The organism is Blastococcus saxobsidens (genome assembly GCF_002938435.1).
GTDB classification, from domain to species: Bacteria; Actinomycetota; Actinomycetes; order Mycobacteriales; family Geodermatophilaceae; genus Blastococcus; species Blastococcus saxobsidens.
This window is the reverse complement of sequence record NZ_POQT01000005.1, coordinates 1-13773: the sequence shown is the minus strand read 5'-3', so window position 1 is coordinate 13773 and position 13773 is coordinate 1. Positions and strand designations below refer to the sequence as shown.

Genomic DNA, 13773 nt, shown 5'->3' with positions numbered 1-13773 from the left:
CCCCCGTCAGGCCCTCGCAGCCGGCCCGCGTGCCGTCGACGCCAGCCACACCTCTCCCTGGAGCGATCCCCGTGCCCGTCGTCGTCACCGGCTCCATCGCCACCGACCATCTGATGACCTTCCCCGGACGGTTCACCGAGCAGTTCGTCGAGGGCCAGATGGAGAACGTCTCGCTGTCGTTCCTGGTCGACGACCTGGTGCAGCACCGCGGGGGAGCCGGCGCCAACATGGCCTACGGGCTCGGGCTGCTCGGGCTGGCGCCGGTGCTGGTGGGCGCGGTCGGCAGCGACTTCGCCGACTACGACGCCTGGCTCGGCCGGAACGGCGTGGACACCGGCAGCGTGCACTGGTCTGAGCTGAAGCACACCGCCCGGTTCGTGTGCACCACCGACGAGGCCAACAACCAGATCGCGTCGTTCTACTCGGGTGCCATGGCCGAGGCCTCGCGGATCGAGCTGGCGCCGGTCGTCGGCCGCGTGGGCACCGTCGACCTGGTCGTCGTCGGACCCAACGACCCGACGGCGATGGTCCGCCACACGCAGGAGTGCCGCGACCGCGGCTACCCGTTCGCCGCCGACCCCAGCCAGCAGCTGGCCTGGGCCGACGGCGAGATGATCCGCGAGCTCGTCGCCGGCGCCGAGGTGCTGTTCACCAACGAGTACGAGGCGGCGCTGCTGCTCCAGAAGACCGGCTGGACCGCCGAGGAGGTGCTCGACCGCGTCGGCTGCTGGGTGACCACCCGGGCGGCCGACGGCGTCCTCGTGCGGCGGGCCGGCGAGGAGCCGCTGACCGTCATCGCCGTCCCGGAGACCAAGCCGGTGGAGCCGACCGGGGGCGGCGACGCGCTGCGTGCCGGCTTCATCGCCGGGCGGATGTGGGGCCTGGGACTGGAGCGGGCCACCCAGCTCGGCTCGGCCGTCGCCACCGCCGCCGTCGAGGTGGTCGGCACGCAGGAGTACGACCTGCCGCGGGAGAGCTTCCTCGCCCGTTTCGCCGAGGCCTTCGGGACCGAGGCGGCCGACGAGGTCGCCGCCCACCTGCCCGGCTGATCAGCCGCCGCGCAGCCGCTCGCCGATCGAGGGGTCCTCGGCCCAGACGCGGTACGGGATGCGGGCGATCTCCCGTACCTCGCCGATCGTCGCCCACTCGTTGCCGCCCAGGCGGGCCAGCGGGCGGAGGTGCTCGATGCGCGGGCGCCCGTCCCGGACGGCCTCGTCCCAGACGCTGACGTGCACCACCCGGCCGAGGACGACGGTGCTGTCGCCCAGCCGCAGGGTCGCGTGCAGGGTGCACTCGAGGCTGACCGGCGAGTCGGCGACCCGCAGCGCCGACACCCGGTCCGAGGGCTCCAGCCGGACCCCGGCCGCCTCGGCCTCGCTCAGCCCCGCGGGGAAGTCGGTGCCGGTCGCGTTGATCCGCTCGAACAGCGCCTCGGGGGTGAGGCTCACGGTGAACTCGCCGGTCGCCTCCACGTTGCGCAGCGAGTCCTTGCGCCCGACGGAGGTGAACTGCACGATCGGCGGGTCCACGCAGGCGACGGTGTAGAAGGAGTGCGGCGCCAGGTTGTCCACGCCCTCGGCCGAGCGGCTGCACACCCACGCGATGGGCCGTGGCACGACGACGGAGTTCAGCACCCGGTAGAACGCCCCGGGACCCATCTGCTCCGGGTCGAAGGACGTGCGCGGCCGGGACTGGTCGGGGGAGGTCACCGGGCCATCGTCGCCGAAGGCCCCGTGAGCGGCTCGACGGCGTCGGACGTGACCGCGCGGCCCCGCCAGCGCAGCGTCCCGCGCCGCCGGCCCCGCACCGAGCGGAGCATCAGGGCGTCCAGGGCCAGCACCGACAGCGGGTGGGCCAGCGCGTCGGGCCACACCCGGCTGCCACCGGACGCTCCGCTGACCGCCCGCCCGGTGACCCCGGCCAGGTACCCGACCAGGCCCGCGCGCGAGCCGGCCAGGGCGGCCGCCGGCGGCACCACGTAGACGGCGGTCAGGACCGCGGCCGCGGCCAGCCCCGCCGCCGGCCGCCCGCCGACCGACGCCCACAGCGACTTCGCGTAGCCGTCGCGCACCTGCGACCAGCCCTCGTACATCCGGCAGGCGGCCAGGCGCGAGCCGTCGACCGGGCCGCCGCGGCCACCGGCCTGCTTCACCGCGCGTAGCAGCGCGATGTCCTCCAGCACCTCGCCGCGCACGACCGCGTGGCCACCGGCCCGCTCGTAGGCGTCCCGGCGGACGGCCAGGAACTGGCCGTTGGCGGCGGCCAGCGACGGCCGGGGGGACTGCTCGGCCAGGCGGAGCGGGAGCGTCGTCATCCAGAGCCAGGAGGCCAGCGGCTGCACCAGGCGCTCGGCCGGGCCCTGGGCCAGCGGGCGCGGCCACGGGGAGACGAGGTCGAGGCCGGCGCCGTCCAGCACGGCGACCGCGGCGGCGATCGCGTCGGGGAACAGCCGGACGTCGGCGTCGACGAACACGAGCACCTCGTCGTCACCCTGCGGCGGAGCGGCGGCGACCCCGGCGGCGCAGGCGTGCGGCTTGCCGAGCCAGCCGGGCGGCAGCGGCGGAGCGGAGACCAGTCGCACCCGCCGGTCGTGCACGGCGCGCACGACGTCGGCGGTGCCGTCGGTGGAGCCGTCGTCCACCACGACCACCCGCAGGCGGTCGAGCCCCTGCTGGTCGAGCAGGGCGGCCAGGCAGGCACCCACCTGGTCCGCCTCGTCGCGCACCGGCAGCACGACCGTGACCGGCCGGGCGGTGGACGGCGGGTCCGCCGGTGGACGGCGCAGCAGCGCGGCGTTGACGGCGGCGTGCGCGGCACCGGCCACCGAGACGGCGGCCAGCGCGCGCACGAACCGGCCGCTCACCGCCGGTCCCGGCGGTGCCGCGTGGCGAGGGCGGCGAGCACGGGCACGGCCAGGGCGGCCCCCCAGGCGGCCGAGCCCGGCAGGTCCAGCCATCCCGCGTGCGCCAGTGCGCCCCCGAGCGTCATCCACCCCAGCGCGAGGAAGGGAGCCGCCGGCCCGACGCGCGGCGCCCCCGGGACCCGGGTGCGGGCTACGAGGAGGTCGAGCAGGGTCATGAGCACCGCGCCGGCGACCAGCCAGCCGGCCAGGTTGGTGAGGGGGACGGTGTCGATCCCCGGCAGGCCGGGGAAGGGGTCCGCCCAGGTCCAGTAGCCGGCCTGCACCATCTGCGGGTCCAGGACGACGTCCCAGGCGGCGAAGATCGCGGCCGCCCAGGCGATCCGGGCGGGCCGCAGCCGGGGCGCGAGGTGCTCGGCCAGCAGCCAGCTCGGCCAGGCCATCATCAGCCAGGCCAGCGGCACCAGGAACGGGACGCCGAGCAGGGTGGGGCCCAGGGTGTCGCTGTAGGTGTAGCTGCCGTACGGGTAGCCGGTGGCCAGGCCGACGGACTCGAACACCACCGCGGTGCCCGCCACGAGCCCCAGCACACCGGCACCGGTGCCCGCGCCGCGGCTGAGCGCGGCGTGCACCACCGACAGCGTCGCCCCGAGCAGCACGATCGCCCAGCTGACCGCGTCGCGGGTGCCGCCGTCGGTGAGCGGATAGGCGATCGCCGTACCGACGAGGAGCAGCGCCAGGGCGAGCGGCACGACCTGGCGGGCGGTCCAGCTCCGCGGCAGCGGGAGTGCGGCGATCGACGGGATCACGAGCGCGCCCGTGCCCACCGGGCGGCGGCGCGGCGCAGGGACCTGCCCGCCGCGGCCCGGGTCCGGGGGAGTGCCCGCCGGTCGCCGAGGAGCACCCGGGCCGCCGTGCGCCCGGAGTTGCCCGACACCCCGCCACCGGGGTGGGTCGAGGCGCCGGCCAGGTAGAGGCCCGGGAGCCCGGGCACCCGGTACCCGGACAGCCCTGGCGCCGGCCGGAAGGCGAACATGCTGGCCAGCCCCATCTCCACGTGCATGACGTTGCCACGGGGCAGGGACAGCTCGCGCTCCAGCGCCAGCGGCGTCTGGACGTAGCTCTCGCGCACCGAGGCGGCGAAGCCGGGTGCGTACCGGTCGACCGCCTCGACCAGCCGCCGGGCCTCGGTCTCCGCGAGGGCGTCCCAGTCGGCGCCGTCGGCCAGCGCGTAGGGGTACCACTGCCCCCAGATGGTCACGACGTGCTGCCCGGGCGGCGCCAGCGTCGGGTCGCTGGCGGAGAACGACATCGCCAGCGGCACCGGCTCCCGGGGCACCCGGCCGGCGCCCCAGTCGCCGTGCGCGGCGGCCAGCTGCCCGCGGTCGGTGCAGAGCAGCTGCAGACCCTGCAGCGCCTGCTCGGGGGCGACACCGGGGTAGGACGGCAGTGCGTCGGTCAGCGCGCGCACCACAAGGCCGAAGCCGTTGCCGATCGGCGGTGCCGCGTCGGCCAGCACCGGTGGGGCGTCGTCCCCGGCCAGCCGACGGGTGACGTCGATGTGGCAGGCGGCGACGACGGCGCCGGCGCGCACGGTGCGGCCGGAGCGGGTGCGCACCCCGGCCACCCGCCCGTCCTCGACCAGGAGCCGTTCGGCGCCGTCGCCGAGCACCACCCGGCCGCCGTCGGACTCCAGCCGCCGGCGCAACGCCTGGGTCAGGCCGCCGGAGCCGCCCACGGGGTGGCCCGGTGGGACGTCGTGCAGCAGCGCCACCCAGCCGACCATCGCGGCCGTGCCCGGCTCGGACATGGGTGGACCGGACTGCGCGCCGAACCAGGCCAGCGCCGCCTTGAGGCGCTCGCTGGTGAACCACCTGTCCAGCAGCGCGTCGCCGGAGCCGAGGAAGTCGACGGCGAGCTCACCGCCGGGGGTGCGGGGGCGGCCCTCGGCGGGCGCGCCCAGCGGCCAGAAGGAGCGGACCAGCCCGCCGGCGCTGGGCGCCCGGCCGAACGCGGCCACGACCGCACGGCTGCGCGGGCCCCACACGCCGACGAACCGGCGGTACGCAGCGGCGTCCTCCGGGCCGCAGGCGGCCTCGATGGAGGCGCAGGTCGCGTCCAGGTCGACCGAGAAGACCAGCGGCATGCCCTCCGGGCCGGGGACGCCGGGGGACGGCGCCGGCGCGAAGCCCCACGGGTCGCAGTCGATGTAGCGCAGCCCGTGCCCCGCCAGGCCGAGCTCCTCCACGATGCCGCTGTGCCGCACGATCACGTGCGCGCTGGAGCCCCGGTCCACGCGCACACCCGGCCAGCGCTCGACCGTCGACACCGCGCCGCCGAGCACCTCGTCGGACTCGACCACCTCGACCGACAGGCCCTCGGCGGCCAGGTAGCAGGCGGCGACGAGGCCGTTGTGGCCGGAACCGACGACGACGACGTCGACGGACCCGGGGGCTGGGGGAGGAGCGGTGGTCACGCTCGGGTGTTCGCCGGAGAGCCGTCGCGCGGATGCAGGGGCAGCCGGGCGCCGAGGATGGCGAAGGGGCGGGAGTCGCCGGGGAAGTGGTAGCCGCGGGCGAGGTCGACGAAGCCGTCGGCGCGGTACAGGCGGAAGGCCTTGGTGTCGGCGTCGGGCGTGGAGAGCAGTGCGACCGGGTGCGGGACGTCGACCAGCGCGTGCAGCAGCTGGCGGCCCAGGCCCAGGCTCTGGGAGTCGGGGTCGACGTGCAGCTCGCAGACCTCGAAGGCGCCCGGGAGCCACTTCTTGGCCGTTCGCCGGTCCAGCGCCGCGCGCACCTGGTCGTGCCACCACTGGCCGGGTGCGACGAGGTAGCCGTACCCGAAACCGACCAGGCGCTCGCCGTCGGCCGTCTGCGCGAAGGCGCCGACGGCGCGGAAGCCGGGCCGCTCGGTGTGCTGGACGGCGTAGCCGTAGCGCCCGGCGACGATGCCGGAGTCGTAGCCCATGGCGTGGCCGTAGATGGCCAGCACCTCGTGCATGTGCTCCCGCATCCAGGGCGCGGGCAGGTCGAGGATCCGCGTGGCTGGCCGGGTGCCGGTCACAGCGCGGCCACCTGGGGGTGGCCGGGGACGGTCGCGGCCCCGACCTGGGCGGGGGTGCCCTCGGTGATCCGGAGCAGCTCCTCGTAGCTGGTGGGGAAGACGGTGGCCGGGTGCCCGGCTGCCGCCCACACCACCTCGTGGCGGGCCAGCTCGACGTCGACCAGCGTGCCGATCGGCTCCGGGTGCCCGATGGGGGCGACGCCGCCGATGGCCTGGCCGGTGTGCCGCCGCACGAACTCGGGGGTGGCCCGGGGGAGCGCCGGTATGCCGAGGAACTCGGCCACGCGGACCTCGTCGACCCGGTGGCTGCCGCTGGTCAGGACGAGCAGCGGGTTGCCGCCGACGTCGAACACCAGGCTGTTGGCGATGGCGCCGACCGGGACGCCGAGCTGGTCGGCGGCTGCGGCGGCGGTGCGGGCGTCGTCGGGCAGATGGCGCACCTCGCCGGGAACGCCGGTCGCGCGGAGCAGCCGCGCGACCTCGGTGACCCGTGGGTGGTCCGGCGAGGGCATGGGTCGATCCTGCCACCGGCTCGGGGGATGCGCGTGCCTGGTCGGCGGCCCCAGGTGACCAGGGCGGTAGCGAAGATGCGAGCCTCTGCGCAACTCGTCAGGCAGGATGCGAAACGTGACGGGGACGATCCACGCTGTACTCGACCGGCTGCGGGACGAGGCGCTCGATGAGCGCGACAAGGGCAGCAAGTTCGAGCAGCTCATCCAGGCGTACCTGACCACCGACCCGGAGTGGACCGCTCGGTTCTCCGACGTGTGGCTGTGGTCGGACTGGCCGGGGCGCGAGGGTCGGCCGGACACCGGTATCGACCTCGTTGCCACCAACGCTGACGACGGCGGACTCACCGCCATCCAATGCAAGTTCTACGCAGCGGACCGCACCGTGGCCAAGGCCGACATCGACTCGTTCGTGTCCGCTTCCGCGCACTCCCAGTTCACCCGGCGGATCGTGTTCGACACAGCCGCCGGCTGGTCGGCCAACGCCGAGGAGACGCTGGCCGGGGGAGTGGCTCAGCGGGTGGACATCGGCTATCTGGCCGACGCCGCCATCGACTGGACGCAGTTCTCCTGGGCGACGCCGCAGATCGTCGTCCCGACGGGCAAGAAGGCGCTGCGGCCTCACCAGCAGAAGGCGCTGGACGACGTTCGCGCCGGGCTCGCCGAGCACGACCGCGGTCAGCTGGTCATGGCCTGCGGCACCGGCAAGACCTTCACCAGCTTGCGGATCGCGGAGGAGCTGGTGGGCGCGGGCGGGACGGTGCTGTTTCTGGTGCCGAGCATCCAGCTGCTGAGCCAGAGCCTCCGGGAGTGGATGGCCAACGCCGAGGTGGACATCCGGGCGCTGGCGGTGTGCTCGGACGTGAAGGTGGGCCGGCGAGTGGCGTCCGACGACGCCGACCAGCTGCCGATCGACCTGACCGAGCCCGCCTCGACCGATCCGCAGACGCTGCTGACCCGGTTCGAGGCCACCACGAACGCCGACGGGCGCATGCGGGTGGTCTTCTCCACCTACCAGTCGATCGACGTGGTGACCCGGGCGCAGGAGCTCGGCCTGCCCGCGTTTAACCTCGTCATCTGCGACGAGGCCCACCGCACCACCGGCGTGACCCTCGCCGAGGGAGACGAGTCCGCATTCGTGCGGGTGCACGATGCTGATGCCTTGAAGGCGGCCAAGCGGCTCTACATGACCGCGACGCCGCGGGTCTTCGGTGAGGAGGTCCGGCGCAAGGCGACCGACGCCGATGCGGTGCTGGCCGACATGAGCGACGAGGACACGTTCGGACCGGAGCTGCACCGGCTCGGCTTCGGTCAGGCGGTCGAGGCCGACCTGCTCACCGACTACAAGGTGCTCGTGCTGGCCGTCGACGAGAAGTACGTCGCGGAGAACTTCCAGCAGGCCATGGCCAACTCCGGTGAGATCCAGCTCGACCAGGCGGCGAAGCTGATCGGTTGCTGGAACGGCCTGGCGAAGAACTTCGGTTCGTCCGCGACCGACGGTGAGGCACCGCTTGTCAGCAGGACGCCGATGCGGACGGCGGTGGCGTTCGCCCAGCACATCAAGGCGTCCAAGACGGCGGCCGCGGCGTTCCCGGACCTCGCCGATCGGGCGCAGATCGACGCCCCGGACGACAGGCCGCGCCTGCAGGTCGAGGCTGCGCACGTCGACGGCACGATGGGCGTGCATGAGCGCAACACCCACCTGGCGTGGCTCAGGGCGCCCGCACCAGACGGCGTGTGTCGCGTGCTCACCAACGCCCGGTGCCTTTCCGAGGGGGTGGACGTGCCGTCGCTGGACGCCGTTCTTTTCCTCACCCCGCGCGGCTCGCAGGTAGACGTGGTGCAGTCCGTCGGCCGGGTGATGCGCAAGGCGCCCGGTAAGGAACTGGGCTACATCGTGTTGCCGATCGTGGTGCCCAGCGGCGTCGCGCCGGAGGAGGCGCTGCGGGACAACGAGCGCTACAAGGTGGTCTGGCAGGTGCTGCAGGCGCTGCGCAGCCACGACGACCGGTTCCACGCGATGGTCAACCAGATCGAGCTGAACAAGCGCAAGCCCGACACCGTCGAGATCGTCACCATCACCGGCCCCACGGACGGCGACGGGGTGAGCGTGCCGCACCCGGATCAGCCGGCGAAGAAGAGCACGGAGCAGTTGCTCATGGAATTCCCGGCCGACAAGTTCCGGGACGCGATGTATGCGCGGATCGTCGCCAAGGTCGGGGAGCGCCGGTACTGGGAGTCCTGGGCGAAAGATATCGCCGACATCGCCGCCGCGCACGTCACCCGCATCAAGGGCCTGCTCGCGACGCCGGGTCCGGCCGCCATCGAGTTCGAGCACTTCGTTGCCGGTCTGCGCGGAAACCTGAACGATTCGATCACTGACGACGCCGCGATCGACATGCTGGCTCAGCACCTCATCACCCGCCCGGTGTTCGAGGCGCTGTTCGCGCACTCCAGCTTCCTGGCCGGTAACCCGGTCGCGCGGACGATGGAGAACATGCTCGCGGTGCTCGATGCCCACGCGGTCGGCGCCGAGAACGAGACGCTCGAGGGCTTCTACGACACCGTGCGAAAGCGGGTGGCCGGGGTGGACAATGCGGCCGGCAAGCAGCGGGTGCTCGTCGAGTTGTACGACAAGTTCTTCGCCACCGCGTTCCCCAAGACGGTCGCGAAGCTCGGCATCGTGTACACACCGGTCGAGATCGTCGACTTCATCCTCCGATCGGCCGACGAGGTGCTGCGTGCGGAGTTCGGTCAGGGACTGACCGACGAGGGCGTGCACGTGCTCGACCCATTCACCGGCACCGGGACGTTCCTCGTGCGGCTGTTGCAGAGCGGGCTGATCGAGCCGCACGACCTGGCTCGCAAATACGCCAACGAACTCCACGCCAACGAAATCCTGCTGCTGGCGTACTACATCGCCGCGGCGAACATCGAGACGACGTTCGAGGAACTGGAGGGGACGCCGCAGCCGTTCCCAGGGCTGGTTCTGACCGACAGCTTTCAGTCGTGGGAGAACGGCGACCAGCAGGACATCGACGTCATGCCGGAGAACAACGAGCGGCTGGAACGGCAGAAGCAACTGCCGATCCAGGTGATCGTCGGCAACCCGCCGTACTCGGTAGGCCAGGATAGCGCCAATGACAACAATCAGAACGAGAGGTACCCCACCCTCGATGCCTCGATTCGGGAGGCATATATGCCCGACCGTGCGCGTGGTGGAAACAATGCGATGTACGATTCGTACATCAGGGCGCTTCGGTGGGCAAGTCTCCGCATCCAGGATCGCGGCATTGTCGGCTTCGTGACTAACGGCGGGTTCCTTTCGGCGAACACCGCCGACGGGATGCGCAAGAGTCTCGGCAAGGAGTTTCAGCGGATCTACGTGTTAAACCTCCGTGGGAATGGTCGCGTGGGCGGCGAGGAAGGGCGCAAAGAGGGTCGACCACTCTTTGAGTTCGGCGGCTGGAATCCAGATGGTACCGAAGTGAAGAGCTCGAAAGGTGGCTCGCGGGCGACTATCGCAATCGTTCTGCTGGTGAAAACAGACCTTCGGGCTGGGTCGGCGCTCTACTACCGCCAGGTGGATGACTACCTCACAGCGGGTCAGAAGGTCCGTGCCGTGTCCGCCGCTCGGTCCGTGCTGAATATGGATGGAGACCTTCTCGAGCCCAACGAACACGGCGACTGGCTTGACGGGCGCTCGTCAGGGTATGAGCAGTTCATTCCGCTCGGAGCAAAGCACGGCGCAGACTTCGGCGGCGCGACCGTATTCCAGTTATATGGCCGCGGACTGGAGACCGGTCGAGACGCCTGGGTGTACTCGTCCTCCGCGCGCGGGGTCAGCGCCAATGTGGAAGCGACTGTGAAGGCGTATGGGCAGGAACTTGCCCGGCTCTTGCCGCTCACGGCTGAGGTTCGCTCGAGTGAGCGTAAATGGATCGTGGACGCAAATGTTAATACTGACCCGACATACATTAGTTGGACATTGAGCCTAAAGAGCCGACTTATTGCAGGTCGAACCGTCGACTTTGAGCCGCGCCGGGTTGGCACCGCTACATACCGGCCGTTCTTCAAGCAGCGCGTCTACTTTGACGCCGCACTCAACCATATTCGGGGCCAGGTTCCGAGGTTCTTCCCTGCGCCCGGTCACCGGAATCTCGGTTTCTATCAAGTCGGGCATGGCTCCGCTGTTCCGTTCTCAGTGCTCGCTGCCGACGTAATTCCAGACCTCCATGTGACTGGCGCGGGAAGTGGCGGCCAGTTCTTCGGTCGCTGGCGGTACGAGAGGGTCGATGACTCGGGGATGTTCGACGTCCACGAGGGCGAAGTCGTCGACGGCTACCGGCGGATCGACAACATCACCGACGAGGCGCTTGCCGCGTTCAGCGCCGCGTATCCGGACGAATCGCTGAGCAAGGACGACATCTTCGACTACGTCTACGGGCTGCTGCACTCGCCGGAGTACCGGGAGTCCTATGCCGCGGACCTGAAGAAGATGCTGCCCCGCATTCCGTTCGCGGCCGACTTTCGTGCGTTCGCCTCGGCGGGTAAGCAATTGGCCGAGGTGCACCTGGACTACGAGACCGTGAAGCCGTACCCGCTGGAGGGGCTCGACGTCGACGGTCCGGGCGGCGACGCGGACTACGGATTCTTCGCCGTCGGCAGCAAGAAGATGAGCTTCGGCAAGGCGACTGCGGAGCAGAAGGTCGAAGGTCTGCGGAGTGACAGGTCGGTGATCCACTACAACGAGCGGATCACCCTGCGGGGCATCCCGGAGGAGGCGTATCGGTACACGCTGGGCAGCCGCTCGGCGATCGAGTGGATCATCGACCGCTACTGGGTCAAGACCGACAAGGCGTCGGGCATCGTAAATGACCCGAACGATTGGTCTCGCGAGGTGGGCGACCCCCGCTACATCCTCGACCTGCTCGGCCGCATCGTCACTGTCTCGCTGGAGACGATGCGCATCGTCGACAGCCTGCCGGCTCTGGACATCAAGGCAGCCGCCTGATGCGCGGCGACGAGGCCCGCGTGGTCGACGCCTTCTGCGCCTTCCTCGAAGCCGAGGGCTGGCGGGTGACCCGTGAGGTCGAGTTCGTCGACGTGGTCGCCACCAAGGACGGCACAACGATCTACGCCGAGGCCAAGGGGCGGACGACCAGTCCCGGCCTCGACGTCGACACGATGTACGGCCAGCTGCTGCGTCGCATGGGAGACGAGCCGAAACAGCGCGCCCGCTATGCCGTCGTCGTCCCGGACGCGGCCTTGCCCGCCGCGAAGCGGGTGCCAACCTGGGTCCGGTCCCGGTTGGGCGTCGATGTGTATGCGGTGTACGAGGACGGCCGGGTGGAGCTTCACGGGTCCACCGCCGTGACCGATCCGGACAATTTCCAGGCGGCGTGGGTCGAGGATGGCGAAGGCGAGGAGTAGAGGTTCAGCGGCCTCCTCGCCCTGTCCAGCTGCAAGGCAGCAGGTGGATCTCGCGCTGGCATTGCTGCTCGATCGGACGCCCCCGGCAATCGTCTGAGGGCGAGGGGTACCGCGGACGCTCGACTCTGAACTCAATCTGTGGTGAACCCGCTCAGGCCTCCGTCTGTCGTTGGGGCGTCGGGGGACTCGGCATTGTCCAAATCCTGACGAAGGTTAGGTGGCAGCTCGAGGCCGTACTTTTCGGCGAGCAGCATGGTGGACCCGTAGTGGCGAGCCTGCTTGGCGATATCACCGAGCACGTGGGCGTTGGTCCCTGCGCCTGCGAAGATGGCAATCAGTGGCATGCCCATCCTGGCGTTCTTCACGGGCACCCGGCTGCCATCACCGAGCCGCTTCATGAGCTTCTCCACCGCGGCCATGAGGCGATGGTCGTCGCGGAGCTTCTGGCTCCAGTTGACGCGGCCCTTGGCGGCGTCGAACGCCCTGGCTGCGCTCTTGACGGTCCCTGCCTTGGGTGCCTGGTTCCGGTAGGCGCGCACGACCATGCGATCGATCATGTGCCGCATGGCCGGGTCGGCAGCGTCGAAGCCGTACGCATAGCAGACGCGGGTCGCGATGGCGCCGCTGAGCGCCTGCATGGCCACCATGTCGAGAGTGATCGCCGCCAGACTGCCGACGACGGGCACCGGGATCATGGCAAGCGCGCCGAAACTGGCTCCTTGTCCTGCGCCGAGCGTTCGCCAGCGGAGAACCATCCCGTGGGTGAACTCGTCCAGAAGCTGCAGATCGAGAGCCCTTAGATCCTCCAAGGAGGAGACGTCCCGGCCCTTGCCTCGATGGTGCTCGAATACCGCTTCCTGATCGGTCAGCTCGACCACCCAGTCATTGACCAGTTCGAGCACGTGGACAACGCCCTGGACCGTGGGTACGAGCGCAGCGTCGACCGCGGGACCCGCGATGTCCTTCACCTTCTCCGGCGTCGCATCGGCAACCGCTCGACCGGCCTTGGTGGCAGTGTCCTTAGTGGCTTGCACAGTGGTCTCGAGTGCGGCCTTCGCGCGCGGCGGTAGCAACTGTCGTCTTTGCTTGGCCTTCTTCTCCCAGTGCGCCCGCAGCTCCTCCCACCGCTTCTGCTCGTAGCGGGACATGGAATTCAGGCCGGGAGCGTGATTGGTCACCTCCGAAGGCTAGGTGAGGGATCGGTCGCGGACCGGACTATCGCGATCGGAGGGTTGGTGCCGGCGAAGTGTCGGCGTTGCACTCGTGAATGCGGGGCAGGAGGTCCGCGACATGGCCGCCGCGCGGCTTGACGGGGCCGAGGTGCTCGGGTCTACTGGACACGTGTTCGAACAGACGTTCGAACACCGTGTGGCCCGTTCCGTCCGGCTCTTCCCGCCGGCGGACGCCGGGTCGGCGTGCGCGCGGGGTGAGGCGTGGGGAGGTCTGTCATGAGCCGGGTGCTCGGTGAGGTCGTCGGTCGGACCGGCGAAGAGGTGCAGGTCGAGCGTGGTCCGCTGGGGCCGGTGCAGTTCTGGCGCGGGCAGTCGCGCTACGTCGTCGGCGAGCTGCTCGACTCCTGGGTCGAGACGGCGCCGTGGTGGCTGCGCGGCGAGGGTGCCGTCGGTGGTGCCTCCGTCGAGCTGGTCGCCCCCCGCGAGGTCTGGCGGGTCGAGGCGGTCCGCGCCGGTCGGTCGCGGATGAGCTTCGCCGGCGTCTACGACCTCTCTTGGGACGCCTCGGGCAACCGCTGGTGGCTCGTGCGGGTGCACGACTGATGGGCGCCGCCCGGGCCGTGCCGGCCGGCCAGCTGCCCCTGCCTCCCGCCCTGCCCGCCGCGGCCGCGGCGCTGCTCGGCCAGGCCCACCGTGGGCTGGCCGCGGCCGCTGCCGCCCCCGACCCGCGGGAGCG

11 protein-coding genes are annotated in these 13773 nt (G+C 71.2%); 4 read left to right on the top strand and 7 right to left on the bottom strand.

The window, feature by feature from the left end; genetic code table 11:
* The first annotated feature begins 71 nt into the window (after nt 1–71).
* On the top strand, nt 72–1049 hold the full coding sequence (locus tag C5507_RS04260; RefSeq protein ID WP_104527300.1) for a carbohydrate kinase family protein: 978 nt from the start codon (nt 72–74) through the stop codon (nt 1047–1049).
* On the opposite strand, the gene C5507_RS04255 is transcribed toward C5507_RS04260, so the two are convergent.
* Genes C5507_RS04255 through C5507_RS04230 form a run of 6 tightly spaced genes read right to left on the bottom strand, consistent with a single transcriptional unit; the run spans nt 1050 to nt 6435 of the window.
* Entirely contained in the window at nt 1050–1709 is a 660-nt protein-coding gene (locus tag C5507_RS04255) for a flavin reductase family protein (RefSeq protein ID WP_207225677.1), read from the bottom strand.
* A complete protein-coding gene (locus C5507_RS04250; protein WP_104527299.1) occupies nt 1706–2863 on the bottom strand; it encodes a glycosyltransferase family 2 protein in 1158 nt (385 codons plus the stop codon). The genes C5507_RS04255 and C5507_RS04250 overlap by 4 nt, the downstream gene beginning before the upstream one ends.
* On the bottom strand, nt 2860–3669 hold the full coding sequence (locus C5507_RS04245; protein ID WP_242610984.1) for a carotenoid biosynthesis protein: 810 nt from the start codon (nt 3667–3669) through the stop codon (nt 2860–2862). The genes C5507_RS04250 and C5507_RS04245 overlap by 4 nt, the downstream gene beginning before the upstream one ends.
* Nucleotides 3666–5336 (bottom strand): phytoene desaturase family protein, encoded by a 1671-nt coding sequence (locus C5507_RS04240; protein ID WP_104527298.1) that lies wholly within the window; start codon nt 5334–5336, stop codon nt 3666–3668. Before C5507_RS04240 ends, C5507_RS04245 begins: the two co-directional genes overlap by 4 nt.
* Nucleotides 5333–5923 carry a GNAT family N-acetyltransferase gene (locus C5507_RS04235; protein WP_104527297.1) on the bottom strand — a complete coding sequence of 197 codons (591 nt, stop codon included), beginning with the start codon at nt 5921–5923 and terminating at the stop codon, nt 5333–5335. Before C5507_RS04235 ends, C5507_RS04240 begins: the two co-directional genes overlap by 4 nt.
* Nucleotides 5920–6435 (bottom strand): YbaK/EbsC family protein, encoded by a 516-nt coding sequence (locus C5507_RS04230; RefSeq protein WP_104527296.1) that lies wholly within the window; start codon nt 6433–6435, stop codon nt 5920–5922. Before C5507_RS04230 ends, C5507_RS04235 begins: the two co-directional genes overlap by 4 nt.
* A gap of 115 nt (nt 6436–6550) precedes the next feature.
* Here C5507_RS04230 and C5507_RS04225 point away from each other — a divergent pair, with 115 nt between their 5' ends.
* Nucleotides 6551–11446: a DEAD/DEAH box helicase gene (locus C5507_RS04225; protein WP_104527295.1), complete on the top strand. Its 4896-nt coding sequence runs from the start codon at nt 6551–6553 to the stop codon at nt 11444–11446.
* The gene (locus C5507_RS04220; RefSeq protein WP_207225678.1) at nt 11446–11865 is read left to right on the top strand and encodes a hypothetical protein; all 420 of its coding nucleotides are present in this window, start codon (nt 11446–11448) and stop codon (nt 11863–11865) included. The genes C5507_RS04225 and C5507_RS04220 overlap by 1 nt, the downstream gene beginning before the upstream one ends.
* 131 nt (nt 11866–11996) lie before the next feature.
* On the opposite strand, the gene C5507_RS04215 is transcribed toward C5507_RS04220, so the two are convergent.
* Complete coding sequence (locus C5507_RS04215; protein WP_130504173.1) at nt 11997–13043, bottom strand: EcsC family protein; 1047 nt, start codon at nt 13041–13043, stop codon at nt 11997–11999.
* Between the two features lie 270 nt (nt 13044–13313).
* Here C5507_RS04215 and C5507_RS04210 point away from each other — a divergent pair, with 270 nt between their 5' ends.
* A complete protein-coding gene (locus tag C5507_RS04210) occupies nt 13314–13640 on the top strand; it encodes a DUF6504 family protein (RefSeq protein WP_104527293.1) in 327 nt (108 codons plus the stop codon).
* The last annotated feature ends 133 nt before the right edge of the window (nt 13641–13773 follow it).

What these genes read in the sequence shown, in the direction of transcription:
- C5507_RS04230 (WP_104527296.1), bottom strand. Translation starts at nt 6,435, where the DNA reads ATGCCCTCGCCGGACCACCCACGGGTCACCGAGGTCGCGCGGCTGCTC.
- C5507_RS04210 (WP_104527293.1), top strand. Translation starts at nt 13,314, where the DNA reads ATGAGCCGGGTGCTCGGTGAGGTCGTCGGTCGGACCGGCGAAGAGGTG.
- C5507_RS04220 (WP_207225678.1), top strand. Translation starts at nt 11,446, where the DNA reads ATGCGCGGCGACGAGGCCCGCGTGGTCGACGCCTTCTGCGCCTTCCTC.